This is a genomic window from Salmonella sp. SAL00670 (assembly GCF_046552235.1).
GTDB classification, from domain to species: Bacteria; Pseudomonadota; Gammaproteobacteria; order Enterobacterales; family Enterobacteriaceae; genus Salmonella; species Salmonella enterica.
This window is the reverse complement of sequence record NZ_JBGDUO010000008.1, coordinates 18,990-35,905: the sequence shown is the minus strand read 5'-3', so window position 1 is coordinate 35,905 and position 16,916 is coordinate 18,990. Positions and strand designations below refer to the sequence as shown.

The 16,916-nt window shown below is 49.9% G+C and carries 17 protein-coding genes; 11 read left to right on the top strand and 6 right to left on the bottom strand.

Translation table 11 applies throughout. From position 1 onward, the window contains the following. Positions 1-105 precede the first annotated feature (105 nt). From ACLJRS_RS20605 to ACLJRS_RS20595, 3 genes are all read left to right on the top strand, one after another. On the top strand, positions 106-1,035 hold the full coding sequence (locus ACLJRS_RS20605) for an alpha/beta hydrolase (RefSeq protein WP_001127704.1): 930 nt from the start codon (positions 106-108) through the stop codon (positions 1,033-1,035). An 85-nt stretch (positions 1,036-1,120) separates the two neighbouring features. After that, positions 1,121-1,432 (top strand): type II toxin-antitoxin system HigB family toxin, encoded by a 312-nt coding sequence (locus ACLJRS_RS20600; protein ID WP_000558166.1) that lies wholly within the window; start codon positions 1,121-1,123, stop codon positions 1,430-1,432. Continuing rightward, the gene (locus ACLJRS_RS20595) at positions 1,429-1,875 is read left to right on the top strand and encodes a helix-turn-helix domain-containing protein (RefSeq protein WP_410957893.1); all 447 of its coding nucleotides are present in this window, start codon (positions 1,429-1,431) and stop codon (positions 1,873-1,875) included. The genes ACLJRS_RS20600 and ACLJRS_RS20595 overlap by 4 nt, the downstream gene beginning before the upstream one ends. 14 nt (positions 1,876-1,889) lie before the next feature. On the opposite strand, the gene fabY is transcribed toward ACLJRS_RS20595, so the two are convergent. The 6 genes from fabY to ACLJRS_RS20565 all read right to left on the bottom strand — a co-directional run bounded on the left by fabY (position 1,890) and on the right by ACLJRS_RS20565 (position 6,699). Continuing rightward, entirely contained in the window at positions 1,890-2,831 is a 942-nt protein-coding gene (fabY, locus tag ACLJRS_RS20590; RefSeq protein ID WP_001518251.1) for a fatty acid biosynthesis protein FabY, read from the bottom strand. Positions 2,832-2,875: 44 nt separating this feature from the next. Next, positions 2,876-3,313: a D-aminoacyl-tRNA deacylase gene (dtd, locus tag ACLJRS_RS20585; RefSeq protein WP_000560969.1), complete on the bottom strand. Its 438-nt coding sequence runs from the start codon at positions 3,311-3,313 to the stop codon at positions 2,876-2,878. Continuing rightward, entirely contained in the window at positions 3,310-4,182 is an 873-nt protein-coding gene (locus ACLJRS_RS20580; protein ID WP_410957892.1) for a virulence factor BrkB family protein, read from the bottom strand. The genes dtd and ACLJRS_RS20580 overlap by 4 nt, the downstream gene beginning before the upstream one ends. After that, the gene (gene yihX / locus ACLJRS_RS20575; protein WP_000965695.1) at positions 4,176-4,775 is read right to left on the bottom strand and encodes a glucose-1-phosphatase; all 600 of its coding nucleotides are present in this window, start codon (positions 4,773-4,775) and stop codon (positions 4,176-4,178) included. Before yihX ends, ACLJRS_RS20580 begins: the two co-directional genes overlap by 7 nt. A gap of 190 nt (positions 4,776-4,965) precedes the next feature. After that, complete coding sequence (locus ACLJRS_RS20570; RefSeq protein ID WP_000059693.1) at positions 4,966-5,769, bottom strand: DeoR/GlpR family DNA-binding transcription regulator; 804 nt, start codon at positions 5,767-5,769, stop codon at positions 4,966-4,968. A 33-nt stretch (positions 5,770-5,802) separates the two neighbouring features. Further along, the gene (locus ACLJRS_RS20565; protein ID WP_001520529.1) at positions 5,803-6,699 is read right to left on the bottom strand and encodes a sugar kinase; all 897 of its coding nucleotides are present in this window, start codon (positions 6,697-6,699) and stop codon (positions 5,803-5,805) included. A gap of 164 nt (positions 6,700-6,863) precedes the next feature. Between ACLJRS_RS20565 and yihU the strand changes: the two genes are divergently transcribed. The 8 genes from yihU (at position 6,864) to ACLJRS_RS20525 (ending at position 16,908) form a co-directional block, all read left to right on the top strand. Then, positions 6,864-7,760 (top strand): sulfolactaldehyde 3-reductase, encoded by an 897-nt coding sequence (gene yihU, locus ACLJRS_RS20560; RefSeq protein ID WP_000268249.1) that lies wholly within the window; start codon positions 6,864-6,866, stop codon positions 7,758-7,760. A 22-nt stretch (positions 7,761-7,782) separates the two neighbouring features. Beyond that, a complete protein-coding gene (gene yihT / locus ACLJRS_RS20555) occupies positions 7,783-8,661 on the top strand; it encodes a sulfofructosephosphate aldolase (protein ID WP_001067412.1) in 879 nt (292 codons plus the stop codon). Positions 8,662-8,676: 15 nt separating this feature from the next. After that, a complete protein-coding gene (yihS, locus tag ACLJRS_RS20550; RefSeq protein WP_000870940.1) occupies positions 8,677-9,918 on the top strand; it encodes a sulfoquinovose isomerase in 1,242 nt (413 codons plus the stop codon). A 71-nt stretch (positions 9,919-9,989) separates the two neighbouring features. After that, complete coding sequence (locus ACLJRS_RS20545; RefSeq protein WP_024131638.1) at positions 9,990-10,892, top strand: aldose-1-epimerase; 903 nt, start codon at positions 9,990-9,992, stop codon at positions 10,890-10,892. Between the two features lie 88 nt (positions 10,893-10,980). Continuing rightward, positions 10,981-11,856 (top strand): sulfite exporter TauE/SafE family protein, encoded by an 876-nt coding sequence (locus ACLJRS_RS20540; protein ID WP_000345334.1) that lies wholly within the window; start codon positions 10,981-10,983, stop codon positions 11,854-11,856. A 123-nt stretch (positions 11,857-11,979) separates the two neighbouring features. Further along, complete coding sequence (locus ACLJRS_RS20535) at positions 11,980-14,016, top strand: alpha-glucosidase (RefSeq protein WP_410957891.1); 2,037 nt, start codon at positions 11,980-11,982, stop codon at positions 14,014-14,016. A 45-nt stretch (positions 14,017-14,061) separates the two neighbouring features. Then, the gene (locus ACLJRS_RS20530) at positions 14,062-15,444 is read left to right on the top strand and encodes an MFS transporter (RefSeq protein ID WP_000084233.1); all 1,383 of its coding nucleotides are present in this window, start codon (positions 14,062-14,064) and stop codon (positions 15,442-15,444) included. A 45-nt stretch (positions 15,445-15,489) separates the two neighbouring features. Then, positions 15,490-16,908, top strand: coding sequence for an MFS transporter (locus ACLJRS_RS20525; RefSeq protein ID WP_001112780.1), 1,419 nt, complete (start codon positions 15,490-15,492; stop codon positions 16,906-16,908). Positions 16,909-16,916: the final 8 nt, after the last annotated feature.

The following is a 16,916-nucleotide window of genomic DNA, read 5'->3' as shown; positions in this document are numbered from 1 at the left end:
TTTTGCGAACCTCTATCCAGAATCATTATCCCCTCATTTCACCACTTTCCATCCCCAACAAATCAGGTTATAAACTGTACATACATACAGCTTAAGGAGCCTTATATGCCACTGGAAAAAGGAATTGCCGAACTGGTCGCCGGGTTTATCGCTGCGGGCCGCCCCTCTTCTCGCGAACAGAATATTGATGACCGGAGGGCGGGCTACATCGCCAGCACGACACTGGCAGGAGAAACAGAAACCCGCGTCCAGGTTGAAGATATTGAACTCGATGCCATGACGTTTCGCGTGGTTTCGCCGCTCAATGCCACAGGGAAATTACCCTGCATCATTTATTATCATGGTGGCTGCTTTGTCAGCGGCGGTTTTGCCACTCACGATAACCAGTTAAGGCAGTTAGCTTTTTACAGCCGTTGTCGCGTGATTGCGGCACAGTACCGACTTGCACCAGAGCACACCTTCCCGGCCGCACATAACGATGCCGAAACCGGAGCCAATACTATCTGGAAATATGCCCAGAAACTGGGGATAGATCGCGAGAACATTACGCTTGCTGGTGACAGCGCGGGTGGGCATCTGGCGCTGGTCACCGCGCTACGCCTGAAAGCCGCCCGTCAATGGCAACCTGCACAGCTGATTCTGATCTACCCCATGCTGGACGCAACCGCCAGGTTTGCGAGCTACACCTGTAATGGGCTGGATTACATTATCACGCGTGACACGCTGCTTTCAGGCTACGAGATGTATATGCCGCGAACCGATCCACTGCATCCTGAAGCCAGTCCGCTCTGGCGTGAGGACTTCGCCGGGCTGCCATCCACGCACATCATTACTGCCGAATTCGACCCACTGCGCGATGAGGGCGAGGCCCTGTATCAACGGTTCCAGGAACAGGGCGTGGCGTGTACTTGCCAGCGCTATCTCGGTGTTATCCATGGCTTTTTCCAGCTCGGAGGCGTGAGCCAGGCGGCACGAAGCGCCATGCGAGATGTGGCCTGGCGTGTTGTAAGTCCATCAACAAGCAAAATGACCTAAAATTCAATTTTGTTTTCAACTTGAAAACTGGATAACGTTGCGCTAAGTTGTTTTCAGGTTGAAAACTTTGTAATGGAACGACATTGTGCATGTTATCAGCCGAAAACCGTTCAATGAAGCGATGCTCATGTATCCAAACCATGAGCTTGCTCTCACTGAGTTGCTGAATGTTCTTGAGAAAAAAACATTCACTCAGCCTGAAGAGATGAAGCGGTATATTCCTTCACTGGATAATTTTAAGTACAGAGATAAATGGTGGGTGATTGATGTTTCTGGTAACAGCCTGAGACTCATTTCCTACATAGATTTCAGGTTACATAAGATATTTGTGAAACATATCGTTTCCCATGCCGAATATGACAAACTGACCGCATATTATCGGGGTAATAAAGAATGAGAACTCATCGTCAGATGGATGCAACCAGCGCAAAAAAGATCGTTGATACCTTCAGCGATGCGGTAAAAACCGTCCCACTGATGGGGGAAGACCGAAATGACAATGAGTATCGCAGGGCACTAGCGCTAGTGGAGTTTCTGGTCGACCACGACGATCTTGAAAACCCACTATTTGAATTGCTCTGTGCCCGAATCAGTGAATACGAAAAACATGCGCCGGAATTCAAAGCACTCAACCAACACCTGGAGAAAACGCCCCTTGGCGTTTCAGTATTGCGAACGCTCATGGATCAATACGGTCTCAAAGCAGCAGATCTTGCCAACGAACTTGGTTCTAAATCGAACGTCAGCAACATCTTAAATGGCCGCAGAGCACTAACGGTTAATCATATTAAAGCGCTTACACAACGCTTCAAACTACCAGCAGATGCCTTCATCGAGTAGTTGGATATGTCCAGCTACTCCTCCTCATTCCCGCCCTCTTCATACGGGCCGAACGGTTTCGCAGGTAGTACGATATAAATGCCTTCGAAAATTGCTCCGGCGGTCTCGCCGCCCAACAGTTCAACCTGCAACTGGACACGCGCTTTTTTACCCCGCGCCAGCCTGTCCAAATCACCGCTTAGCGACCCCAAATCAGCCACGGCGTTTGGCTTTCCGCTAATGGGTTTACTGTAGCGAATATGGGCGTCAGCAAGAATAATCGTCCCGCCCAGGTGGCGTTCACGGAGCATCAGCCAGATAAGTCCCCATCCGGTCAGCGTCGCCAGGGAGAACAGGCTGCCGGCAAACACCGTGTGATGCGGATTTTGATTACCGGTTTCCGGCATCGTGGTGATAAATTTTTGCCCGGTGTACTGCTGAATGCGCACCCCCATCTTTTCACTCAATGGAATGTGCTCATACCAGGCCTGCTGAAGCTGCCCGCACCAGTCGCCGCGATGCAGGATATCATCCAGCGATGCTACCGGTTTAATCATCAGAAAATGGCGGATTGGCGTGGTTGTGGGCGTAGTAATCTCCCCCTGATTGACAAACCCGAGTTTGGCAAAGAACTCAACCGCATCTTCGCGCGCACTGCAGGTGACGCGCTTAACGCCTTCCTGGCGGGCAACAGACTCCAGGGTCATCGCCATTAATGTCCCCAGCCCTTTATCCTGTACCGAGGGATGTACAGCCATAAAACGGATAGACGCCTCGTTATCTGCATTGATATAAAGGCGGCCCACTGCAACTAAATTTCCTTCTTCGTCCACCACCATTTGATGGTGCGCCAACGCATCCCAGCCATCCCGTTCCGACCCTTTCGGCTGGTGCAGCGGTTTACGCAGCATCTCCCAGCGAAACTGGTAGTAACGTTCTAATTCTTCTTCTGTTTGCGGAACTCGAAGGTGATACATAGCCGTACTCTCTCTTGTTATCCGCGGCCACGCCGGAAGCTGACTCATACCTGGAGCCAGAATGTCACGGGACCGTCATTAACCAGCTCAACCTGCATATCGGCAGCGAAGCGTCCGGTTTGCGTGTTTATCGCCTGCTGGCGGCAGCGTTCGACAAAATATTCATAAAGCGCCTGCGCGCGATCCGGCGCAGCCCCGCCGGAAAAGCTTGGCCGCATACCGCGCTCGGTATCTGCCGCCAGCGTAAACTGCGACACCACCAGCACGCTGCCGCCAGCCTGTTGTACATTCAGATTCATCTTGCCGTCAGCATCGCTGAAGATACGGTATCCCAGCACGCGCTCGCACAGACGATTCGCTTTTTGTTCGTCATCTTCTTTTTCGACACCCAATAACACCAAAAGTCCTGGGCCGATTTCACCCGTCACCTCGTCCTCCACGGTGACGCTGGCACGGGTTACGCGTTGAATTAATGCAATCATGGTTGGTCAGCTTCTTCTTGTTCTGCGGCTTGTTTGAGTTTTCGGTATTCCCCGAGAGTGACAGTTATTTCTGCGCCAAGCAAGACTATACACCAGGTCCAGTATACCCAGACAAACAGGATAGGGATCACTGCCAGTACGCCATAAATGAGCTGATATGACGGGAACATGGTGATATAAAGCGCGAAACCTTTCTTTCCGGCCTCGAACAGCAACGCTGCGACAAACGCGCCGACAAGGGCGTCACGGTTCGGTACGCGAGTCGTTGGGACAATACTGTAAAGTAACCAGAATGAGATCCACGAGAGCAGCAGCGGAAGGATGCGCAATACATTGTCGATGACCGTATTCAGATCGCTGGCCCAGCGTAAAGAAAGCAGGTAGGAGCTGATCGCCAGGCTGGCGCCAGCGAGAAGCGGGCCGAGCGTGAGGATCATCCAGTACACCGCAAAAGAGTACACTTTTGGCCGTGTGCGTTTGCTGCGCCAGATAGTGTTTAAGGCGCTATCAATGGCGTACATCAACAGCAATGCCGTCACAATCAGTCCACAGGCGCCCACCGCCGTCATTTTGTTGGAATTAGCGACAAACTGCTCAATATAGCGCTGAATCACGTCTCCGGTGGCTGGCATAAAGTTAGCAAAAATAAAATGGCGTAACTGAATGCTGACATCAGAAAACATCGGAAAAGCAGCGAAAAGGGCAAAAACGACGGCAATAAGCGGTACTAAGGAGAGTAATGAGACATAGGCGAGATTTCCCGCCAGAGTCGTCATATTATCCTCATCGATACGCTGCCATAATATCTTGAGCCAGGCCCGAACAGGGCGCGTATGGCGTCCAGCTTTTTGGTGAACGGTTTTTAGCATAACAGCTTCGCGAAATAGTCAGGGATGGTGGCTTTATCCTTCACCAGAATGCTGGTGATCCCCAACTGGTTGGCCCCTTCTATATTATCGGCATTGTCGTCGAAAAAGACCGCATCGGCAGCGGAAAAACCTTCTTTCTGCAGGACGTGCTGATAAATACGCGCTTCCGGCTTACGCATTCCCAAGTCCTGCGATAAATAGATATGGTCGGCGGCAGCGCGCACCTCCGGGTATTCCTCCGGCCAGAAGTGGGTATGCAGTCGGTTAGTATTGGATAGCACCACCACGCGATGCCCCTGCTCGCGCAGTTTATGCATGATAGCAATCACTTCGGGCCGTAACCCGACAAATACCGCCTGCCAGCCGTGTGCAAATTGTTCATAACTGAGCGATAACGCCATTTCATGACAGAAAGCTTCAGCAAACGCTTCGTCCGTTATCTCACCGCGTTCATGTTGGTGAAAAGTCTCGCCCATCGTAAATTTTTGCTTCAGCGAAGCCAGCGGTACTCGACTCAGGTCGCTCCACACACCTAATACGCGGTTAAAGTCGATGTCGACAATCACATTACCTAAATCAAAGATGTAGAGCATGTCATTCTCCTTGCTAACCGGGGATGAATAACTGTAGCGGGAAAGGAGAAGTTTGACTATGTATCCCTTTATAAATCAATTAACAAAAAGACAATAGAAACGCAGACGATGTTCAATATCGCCTGCATCACAGCGCCGTTTTATTGGCCGGATAAAGCGCTGACGCGACCCTCCGGCGCAAGGGCGCTTGTCACGCTGAAACGGCGTCGTCCAGCGAAGGACTCACCTGAACCACTTCGATTTGCTGGGATTGAAGTAAATTCTGTAATGCCGGACCTGGATACTCGTCCGTAAACAGAGCGGTAATCTGTGACACATTGCCGATCTCAACCGCCGCAGAAGCATGGTATTTCGTATGATCGGCGGCCAGCAGAATATGTCGCGAGTGGGCCATCATGGTTTTCACTACGCTGGCTTCGTTGACATCAAACTCCAGTAACGCGCCATCGCTCTCTATCGCGCCTACGCTGGTGACGAGATAGTCCGCCCGGAACCCCGCCACAAACGCCGCCGCGGATGGCCCGATAATGCCGCTATTATGCGGGCGCAGCGTGCCGCCAGGCACCATCACTTCAAAGCGAGGGTTATTATAAAGAATGTGCGCGACGCGCAGGCTATTGGTGATAATGCGCAGATGATTATGGTTGAGCAGCGCGCGCGCCACCTGCTCAACCGTCGTTCCAATCGTGATAAATATCGTGGAGCCATCCGGAATATAGTCAGCCACGGCTTCCGCAATGGCTTTTTTCTCTTGCGTCCAGGAGACCTCTCGCTGCTCAAAGGCGGTATTGACCACACTGGACGCTCTGCCAGCGCCGCCGTGATGACGCGTAATCAGCCCCTGCTCGCTTAATTTACGAATATCGCGGCGAACCGTCTGGGTAGAGACCTCCAACAAACTGGCTAACTCATCGATATTCATATAGCCGCGCTCATCAATTAGCATTAACAGCCGATCGTGTCGCGGATTACCGGTCAGTTCGGTAAGACTCATGAGCATTCCTCTAAAAGCTTCCTACTGCTCATATTATACAAAAAGTGACAAGAAAGATCGGGTTTGCTCACAATCAGGGATACCCGCCCGGCCACCCGGGCGCGTACACTTCAGCGCGGCAACGCCGCTGGCGAATCTGACAGCCTCTTCGATGGCGTATCCGCTTGCCAGGCCAAATGCCAGTGCGCCATGAAAAACATCGCCCGCGCCGGTAGTATCCACCACCTCCACGGTAAAACCCGGTTGGTGGCGTACCGCCGCTTTTTCCAACCAGTTGCAGCCTTCACTGCCTCGCGTGACATAGACATGTCCATTTGTGAGCATTTGTGCTTTTTTTAGCGCATCAATGGCTTCGCTCATCCCCGTCAGGCGTGCCAGCCCTGGCTCGGAGAAGGCGGCGTGGTCGCTTAACGCCACCAGCTCGCTAATATCCTGCGGCGTAATATCGCCATCAAGAACAGTCATGACGCCAGCCTGACGCGCCAGCGTAAACGCCTGTTTTGCGCCGTCATGCCAGCGCACATCCGCCAACACCACATCCCACTGCGAAAAATCGATGTCGTTAAGCCAGTCGGCGTCAGGTAATAAATCCGGGCTGGGATAATTAACGATAATCCGCTCTCCTTTGGCATCCACCATAATCGCTGACTGCGACGACATGGCCTGCGTGTAGCGGCGGGTATAGCGCGTATTTACCCCCAGGGATTCCAGCTCTGCCAGCAGACTGTTTCCGGTGTCGTCATCGCCCACACGGCCAATAAAGTCCACCTGCGCGCCCAATTTCGCCGCAGCCACGGCAGCGGTCGCCGCAGGCCCACCGCCCACTTCCGTATAGCGCTTCGCCACATATTTACCCCCTTCTGTCGGTAATCCTTCCACGTAATAGATGCGATCCATCACGGTAATACCTACACAAGCAATACGAACCATGGTCATTCCTCAAGCATTTTCGATGTGCTCATTTTAATTTCACGAAATGTTTAAAAAGTGACGGCTGTCAATTTTTTGACTATAAATTACAAATACGATCACAAACAGACAGAAAAAGGCTCATTAATGACAAAAAATGACACCACCGTGTTCAGGAGAACGATATGGCAGTTATAGCATTTATCGGGTTGGGACAGATGGGCTCCCCTATGGCGAGCAATCTGCTAAAGCAGGGCCATCAACTCAGCGTCTTCGATGTTAATCCAGACGCCGTACAGCGTCTGGTAGACAAAGGCGCGCAACCTGCAAGCAGCCCGGCTCAGGCAACCATCGGCGCTGAATTTGTTATCACCATGCTCCCGAACGGCGATCTGGTTCGTTCCGTTTTGTTTGGCGAGCAAGGCGTTTGTGAAACCCTTTCCCGTGAAGCGCTGGTCATTGATATGTCCACTATTCATCCGTTGCAAACCGATAAGCTGATTGCCGACATGCAGAGCAAAGGGTTCAGCATGATGGATGTGCCGGTAGGCCGGACATCCGACAACGCGATTACCGGCACATTGTTGCTGCTGGCAGGCGGTACGGCGGAGCAAGTAGAGCGCGCTACCCCTGTTCTGATGGCGATGGGTAATGAGCTGGTCAACACCGGCGGCCCGGGAATGGGTATTCGCGTAAAACTGATCAACAACTACATGAGTATTGCGCTAAATGCGCTCTCCGCCGAAGCCGCCGTGCTGTGTGAAGCGCTGGGGCTTTCCTTCGACGTGGCTTTAAAAGTGATGAGCGGCACTGCCGCAGGCAAAGGGCATTTCACCACCACCTGGCCGAATAAAGTGATGAAAGGGGATCTGTCTCCCGCCTTCATGATCGATCTGGCGCACAAAGATCTTGGCATCGCGTTGGATGTCGCCAATCAACTGCACGTACCGATGCCGCTCGGCGCCGCCTCCCGTGAAGTTTATAACCAAGCCCGGGCCGCAGGCCGCGGTCGGGAAGACTGGAGCGCCATCCTGGAACAGGTGCGCATCAGCGCCGGGCTGACCGCCAACGTAAAAAAGTAACGACTGTATAAAGGAAAATTGAATGAACAACTACACCATCAAAGACATTACGCGAGCGTCCGGCGGGTTTGCCATGCTGGCTGTCGATCAGCGCGAGGCGATGCGTTTAATGTTTGCTGCTGCTGGTGCGAAAACACCCGTTGCCGATAGCGTGCTGACGGATTTCAAAGTGAATGCGGCGAAAATTCTTTCCCCGTATGCCTCTGCCGTTCTGCTGGATCAGCAGTTCTGTTATCGCCAGGCCGTAGAACAAAACGCGGTCGCTAAAAGCTGCGCCATGATCGTCGCGGCGGATGATTTCATCCCGGGCAACGGTATTCCCGTTGATAACGTGGTCATTGATAAAAAAATTAATGCGCAGGCGGTAAAACGGGATGGCGCGAAAGCCTTAAAACTGTTGGTGCTGTGGCGCAGCGACGAAGACGCGCAGCAGCGTCTGGATATGGTCAAAGAATTCAATGAATTATGCCACTCCAATGGTTTGCTGAGCATTATCGAACCGGTTGTACGTCCGCCGCGCTGCGGCGACAAGTTCGATCGCGAGCAGGCGATTATCGATGCGGCCAAAGAGCTGGGCGACAGCGGCGCCGATCTTTACAAAGTTGAAATGCCGCTCTACGGCAAAGGCGCGCGCTCCGATCTTCTTACCGCCTCACAACGCCTGAATGGGCATATCAATATGCCGTGGGTCATCCTCTCTTCCGGTGTGGACGAAAAACTGTTCCCTCGCGCAGTCAGGGTCGCCATGGAAGCTGGCGCATCCGGGTTCCTGGCGGGACGCGCGGTCTGGTCATCAGTGATTGGTTTACCGGATACCGAGCTGATGCTACGTGATGTTTCCGCGCCTAAATTGCAACGTTTAGGTGACATTGTCGATGAAATGATGGCTTGTCGCCGCTAATACGAGGATGAAAGAATGAAATGGTTTAACACATTGAGCCACAACCGCTGGCTGGAGCAGGAAACCGACCGCATCTTTAATTTCGGTAAAAACGCCGTGGTGCCGACAGGCTTCGGCTGGCTGGGAAATAAAGGGCAAATTAAAGAAGAGATGGGCACCCATCTTTGGATCACGGCGCGTATGCTGCACGTTTATTCCGTGGCGGCGTCGATGGGCCGACCGGGCGCTTATGATCTGGTCGATCATGGCATCAAAGCCATGAACGGCGCGCTGCGCGATAAAAAATACGGCGGCTGGTATGCCTGCGTTAACGATCAGGGCGTGGTAGATGCCTCTAAACAGGGTTATCAACACTTCTTCGCCTTGCTGGGCGCGGCCAGCGCCGTCACGACCGGTCATCCTGAAGCCAGAAAATTGCTGGATTACACCATAGAAGTGATTGAGAAATACTTCTGGAGTGAAGAAGAGCAGATGTGCCTGGAGTCCTGGGACGAAGCCTTTAGCAAAACCGAAGATTACCGTGGCGGTAACGCCAATATGCACGCCGTCGAAGCGTTCCTGATTGTTTATGACGTTACCCATGACAAAAAATGGCTGGATCGCGCTATCAGAATCGCATCAGTCATTATTCATGATGTAGCCAGAAATAATCATTACCGTGTTAATGAACATTTCGATTCACAGTGGAATCCTATCCGCGACTATAACAAAGAAAATCCAGCACACCGTTTCCGTGCATTTGGCGGTACTCCAGGTCATTGGATCGAATGGGGTCGTTTAATGCTGCATATCCACGCAGCACTGGAAGCCAGATGCGAACAACCCCCTGCATGGCTGCTGGAAGACGCGAAAGGTTTGTTCCACGCTACGGTACGTGATGCCTGGGCTCCGGATGGAGCAGACGGCATTGTGTATACCGTTGATTGGGAAGGGAAACCCGTTGTACGTGAACGTGTACGCTGGCCAATTGTAGAAGCGATGGGGACAGCCTATGCCCTCTATACCGTAACAGGGGATCGTCAATACGAAACCTGGTATCAAACATGGTGGGATTACTGCATTAAATACCTGATGGACTATGAAAATGGTTCCTGGTGGCAAGAATTGGATGCTGACAACAAGGTGACAACTAAAGTCTGGGACGGTAAGCAGGATATATACCATCTTCTGCACTGTCTGGTAATTCCACGCATCCCGCTCGCTCCAGGGCTGGCACCAGCCGTAGCAGCAGGTTTGTTAGATATCAATGCGAAATAAATAAGCCTGGTAACGACGGCATATCAGCAAATGAACATTGCATATGCCGTTGTTTAGTAAGGGTATTTAATATTAAGGTGATATGTATGCATAGTGGTGGGAATACGATATTACTCGCTGCAGGTGATTACCGGGCGCAAATAGTTTCAGTGGGTGCCGGTCTTGCCGAATTAACCTGGCAGGGCAAGCATCTGGTTATACCTCATAAACCAGAAGAGATGCCTCTTGCTCATCTGGGTAAGGTATTAATCCCTTGGCCAAATCGTATTGCCAATGGTATCTATCAGCATGATGGGCATGAGTATCAGTTGCCGATTAATGAACATGGCTCTAACGCCGCTATTCACGGCTTGCTTGCATGGAGAGACTGGCAAGTTGATGAATTAACAGCCACAAAAGCCTCGTTCTCCATATTTTTACCGCCAAGCTATGGCTACCCATTCGCATTGATTTCGCAGGTTATTTACTCACTGGACGCAACAACAGGGCTGTCCGTTGAAATAATTAGCCAAAATATCGGCGATAAACCAGCACCTTATGGCGTCGGTGTTCACCCCTACTTAACCTGCGACTTAGCACCTGTTGATGATTATACGCTGCAACTTCCTGCAAAAGAGGTTTTTGCTTTCGATACACAGTCTAACTCATCAACGTTACTACGCGTCGATGAGCTGAATCTGGACTATTCCATCCAACAAAAAATTGGTGATAAACGGATTGATCATACTTTCAAAACTTACAGCGAGCGATGGGAGGCGAAAATTATTAACCATCAACAGGAACTGGCTGTTAGTTTATGTTCCGATCAACCGTGGCTTCAGGTCTATAGTGGCGAAAAGTTGAATCGCCGGGGATTAGCTATCGAACCGATGAGTTGTCCGCCGAATGCCTTTAATTCTGGGATCGACTTACTATTACTTAAACCAAAACAACAGCATATATTGTTTTTTAATATTTGTGGTGAATGCATATAGTTCATGTATTTATTTGTGCAGGATACCTATTACCCTGACTTAAAACAGTCAAAGTAATATTTTAGAATTTGATAATGAAGGAATTATAATGGATTTCTTTAATTTATTTACACCTGATGGCGTGATGTTGGAACCTGGTGTTATATACACCGTTATAGCCTTAATGTTTCTTTATACATTCGTAGGAATATGTGCTGGCTTTGGTGGTGGATTGACTACCATGCCGCTCATAACCCTAATGCTACCTGTAAAAATGGCAACACCACTTTCTGTTATTGTCGGAACAGCGACCGCCATTTATGCCACATGGTTATCTCGTAAAGAAACGGACTGGCGATCGGCTGCCGTTCTTATCGGCTTCTCTTTTCTTGGCATTCCGGTAGGTTTATATGCACTTTCCTATCTACCTGATCACATAATGAAAATAGGATTGGGTGGTTTTCTTATTCTCTACTCATTCTACAGTATGTTTATTCCCCGTCTACCCATCTATGACAGACGTTGGATTGCTGCACCGTTAGGGGCGATAGCTGGGGCGCTAGGAGCGGCCTTTTCCACAAATGGACCGCCAGTTGTGATGTATGGAATGCTACGTAACCTTGGCCCAGCCGCTTTTCGCGGTACGCTGAATGCATTCTTTACGGCAAACAACATTGCAGTTGTCGGCGGCCTGGCAACCAGTGGAATATTAACAATTTCAACATTTAAACTGGTTATTTTCTGTATCCCTACCATGATACTCGGTTCCTTAGTCGGGCAATATGTTCATAAGCGTATTTCGGTAAAAGTATTCCGCGTTTTAGTATTTTTATTATTAATTGCTTCGGGTGCAATGTTAATAAAAGGTGCATTAGGTGTTTCAGCGGCTACTGCGCTTCTACCACCATTTGTACTGTTGGCAATATTACAAATACTTTTAGGCAAAAAAATTGCTGAGATTCGTAAAGTGGATGCCAGCAAATAATAAGTGCTTGCTTTGTTCAGGCGCTACTTCAAGAGTAGCGCATAACTATTTAAGGCTAATGAATAATAACGAATCATAAACAATCAGTATGCTCGCGTTCCTCAATTTCATGGAGAATATTTTATGAGCACGCAAAGTAAGCATTTATCCTCTGTCCTGATAGAAAAGAACATTGAGGGCTTTACGCTGACGTACCACCAGCGCCTGATTTTACGCCACAGCGCCGAAACCCCCTGTCTGTGGATTGGCGCGGGCGTTGCCGACATTGACATGTTTCGCGGCAACTTCAGCATCAAAGACAAACTTAACGAGAAGATTGCATTAACGGAGGCCACCGTCAGCGAGCTACCTGACGGCTGGCTGGTACAATTCAGCCGTGGCGCAACAATTAGCGCCACCCTTCGCATCTCCACCGATGAGGCGGGACGCCTGCAGCTGGATCTGCAAAACGACGACCTGCACCATAACCGTATCTGGTTACGCCTCGTAGCTAATCCAGACGACCATATCTACGGCTGCGGCGAACAGTTCTCTTATTTCGATTTGCGCGGCAAGCCGTTCCCGCTGTGGACCAGCGAACAGGGCGTTGGCCGTAATAAAACCAGCTATGTCACCTGGCAGGCAGACTGTAAAGAGAACTCCGGCGGCGACTATTACTGGACCTTCTTCCCGCAACCGACCTTTGTCAGCACGCAGAAGTATTACTGCCACGTCGATAATAGCTGCTATATGAATTTCGACTTCAGCGCGCCGGAGTATCACGAACTGGCGCTGTGGGAAGATAAAACTACGCTACGTTTTGAGTGTGCCGACACCTACATCGCCCTACTGGAAAAACTGACTGCGCTGTTAGGTCGCCAGCCGGAGCTGCCGGACTGGGTTTACGACGGCGTCACGCTAGGCATTCAGGGCGGTACGGAAGTTTGCCAGCAAAAACTGGATACCATGCGCAACGCAGGCGTAAAAGTGAACGGTATTTGGGCGCAGGACTGGTCCGGCATTCGTATGACCTCTTTCGGCAAACGCGTGATGTGGAACTGGAAGTGGAATAGCGACAACTATCCACAGCTGGATAGCCGTATCAAACAGTGGAAAGAAGAAGGCGTCCAGTTCCTCTCTTATATCAACCCATACGTCGCCAGTGATAAAGACCTCTGCGCCGAGGCGGCGAAACACGGCTACCTGGCGAAAGACGCCACGGGCGGCGACTATCTGGTCGAGTTTGGCGAATTCTATGGCGGCGTGGTCGATCTGACCAATCCTGAAGCTTACGACTGGTTCAAAGACGTCATCAAAAAGAACATGATCGCGCTCGGCTGCAGCGGCTGGATGGCGGATTTCGGCGAATATCTGCCGACCGACACGTATCTGCACAACGGCGTCAGCGCAGAGATCATGCATAACGCCTGGCCTGCGCTCTGGGCGAAGTGTAACTACGAAGCGCTACAGGAGACCGGCAAGCTCGGCGAGATCCTGTTCTTTATGCGTGCGGGTTACACCGGCAGTCAGAAATATTCCACCATGATGTGGGCAGGCGACCAGAACGTTGACTGGAGCCTTGATGATGGTCTGGCCTCTGTCGTGCCTGCGGCATTGTCGCTGGCGATGACCGGCCACGGTCTGCATCACAGCGATATCGGCGGCTACACCACCCTGTTTGACATGAAACGCAGCAAAGAGTTGCTGCTGCGCTGGTGCGATTTCAGCGCCTTTACGCCGATGATGCGCACCCATGAAGGCAACCGCCCCGGCGATAACTGGCAGTTCGACGGCGACGCGGAAACTATTGCCCACTTTGCCCGCATGACCACCGTCTTTACCACGCTGAAACCGTATCTCAAGCAGGCGGTGGCGCAAAACGCGGCTACCGGTCTGCCGGTCATGCGTCCGCTATTCCTGCACTACGAGAACGATGCCACAACCTACACCCTGAAATATCAATATCTGCTCGGTCAGGATCTGCTGGTCGCGCCGGTTCACGAGCAGGGGCGTTGCGACTGGACGCTGTACCTGCCGGAAGAGCACTGGGTGAATATCTGGACCGGCGAAGCTCACCACGGCGGTGAAATTACCGTGGATGCGCCCATTGGTAAGCCGCCAGTCTTCTATCGCGCGAAGAGCGAGTGGGCTTCACTTTTTGCTTCTTTACGGAATATCTAATACGGCTCGCCCGCAGGGAAACCTGCGGGCAGATGGAGAAAAATAATGAGTCAGACCTCTGCTGATCCGGCAACGCTACGCCTGCCGCTTAAAGAAAAAATAGCTTATGGCATAGGCGATCTGGGTTCCAATATTCTGCTGGATATTGGCACACTCTATTTGTTGAAATTCTACACAGATGTCCTCGGTCTTCCGGGAACCTATGGTGGGATTATTTTCTTAATCGCTAAATTCTTTACCGCATTTGCCGATATGGGCACTGGTATTGTGCTCGACTCGCGGCGAAAAATAGGACCGAAAGGTAAATTTCGCCCGTTCGTTCTGTATGGCTCATTCCCAGTAGCACTGCTGGCTACAGCCAACTTTATAGGAACACCGTTAGAAATTACGGGCAAAACGGTCGTCGCAACGCTGCTGTTTATGCTGTATGGATTATGCTACAGCCTAATGAACTGCTCTTATGGCGCGATGGTGCCAGCTATAACCAAAAATCCAAATGAACGTGCCTCGCTGGCAGCCTGGCGCCAGGGCGGATCCACCTTAGGCCTTCTCATTGGCACCGTTGCTTTTGTACCAGTTATGAATTTGATTGAAGGCAATCAACAATTGCAATATGGCGTAACCGCTGCTCTTTTCTCGTTATGCGGGCTGCTATTTATGTGGCTTTGCTATGCGGGTGTCAAAGAGCGTTATGTCGAGGTCAAACAGGCTGATTCCGCACAAAAAGCAGGAATTTTGCAATCCTTTCGCGCCATCGCCGGTAACCGCCCGTTGTTTATTCTGTGCGTCGCCAACCTTTGCACCCTTGCGGCATTTAATGTCAAACTGGCGATTCAGGTCTACTACACCCAGTACGTGCTGAACGATCCGATTCTGTTGTCCTATATGGGATTCTTCAGTATGGGTTGTATCTTCATCGGCGTATTTTTAATGCCTACCGCTGTACGCCGTTTTGGTAAGAAAAAAGTCTATATCGGCGGACTGCTAATTTGGGCCGTGGGTGATTTGCTTAACTACAGCTTCGGCGACAGTTCGGTGAGCTTCGTGGCCTTCTCCTGTCTGGCATTCTTTGGTTCAGCATTCGTCAACAGCCTGAACTGGGCGCTAGTCTCGGACACAGTGGAATATGGTGAATGGCGTACAGGTGTTCGTTCCGAAGGGACGGTTTATACCGGGCTCACCTTCTTTCGCAAAATGTCCCAAGCGTTGGCTGGATTTTTTCCCGGATGGATGCTTACTCAAATTGGCTACATACCCAACGTGGTGCAATCAACCAGCACTGTTGAAGGATTACGTCAGTTGATCTTCATATATCCTTGTGCCCTCGCAGTGTTGGCCATGATTACAATGGGCTGTTTTTACAACCTCAACGAGAAAATGTACATACGTATCGTTGAGGAAATAGAAGCACGTAAACGTACTGCTTAACAATAATGATGACTGATGCCCTTCGGGGCGTTGTAAGGAGTGGTTATGCCTGACCATGATCCGCTAACGCTAAAACTAAGCTTGAGAGAAAAACTCGCTTACGGTGCGGGTGATATTGGCTCTAATCTAATGCTAAGCATTGGCACATTATATTTGCTCAAGTTTTACACAGATGAGCTAGGAATGCCTGCATATTATGGCGGGGTTATTTTCCTCATAGCAAAATTCTTTACTGCATTTACAGATATGCTAACCGGATTTCTTCTCGATTCTCAAAAAAACATTGGAATCAGAGGGAAATTTAGACCTTTCATTCTGTATGCAGCAGCACCATCAGCAATTATTGCGACAGTTCAGTTTATTGCTACAACATTTAGTCTGCCGATAAAGACCGCTATTGCTACCGGTCTATTTATGTTATTCGGACTGTTTTACAGTCTAATGAACTGTTCATATGGCGCTATGATCCCAGCAATAACAAAAAATCCAAATGAACGCGCACAACTGGCAGCTTTCCGGCAGGGAGGGGCAACAATAGGATTATTAATCTGTACGGTTGCTTTTATTCCACTTCAATCTTTATTCTCTACAACTACCATTGGTTATGGTTATGCAGCCTTAACTTTCTCTATCTTTGGTTTCATTTTTATTATGTTATGTTATAAAGGAACCAAAGAACATTACATTGAACCCCCATCGCCGGGACATAAGGCAAGCATCATCAAATCATTTTGTGCAATTTTTCACAACCCACCACTATTAGTTCTATGCATTGCAAATTTGTGTACACTAGCAGCATTTAATATCAAGCTCGCTATTCAGGTTTATTATACCCAATATGTACTAAATGACATTAACCTATTATCCTGGATGGGTTTTTTTAGTATGGGCTGTGTAATTATTGGTGTTTTGTTAGTTCCCTGGACCGTAAAATGCTTTGGCAAGAAACGCGTGTATTTAGCAGGTATGCTTTTATGGGCCGCGGGCGATGTTTTAAATTATTTTTGGGGTTATAACTCCTTTTATTTTGTCATTTTTTCTTGTATCGCCTTCTTCGGTACCGCTTTCGTCAACAGCCTGAACTGGGCGCTGGTTCCGGATACGGTTGACTATGGTGAATGGAAAACGGGTATTCGCGCTGAAGGCTCGGTGTATACGGGTTATACCTTTTCCCGAAAAATTTCCGCTGCGCTTGCTGGCTTTTTGCCAGGTATTATGCTGACGCAAATCGGTTATATCCCCAACATAGCTCAAAGTGACACCACGTTGCTTGGTTTGCGTCAGCTCATTTTTTTATGGCCTTGCGGTCTTGCCATTATCGCAGCACTAACGATGGGCTTTTTTTATAAGCTCAATGAACAACGTTTCGCTTTTATTATCGAGGAAATTGCCCAACGAAAGAAAACAGGTAATCAAATTGTCGCGACTAATAATAAACAAAGTATTTCTACTGTAAATAATTAAACGACGCT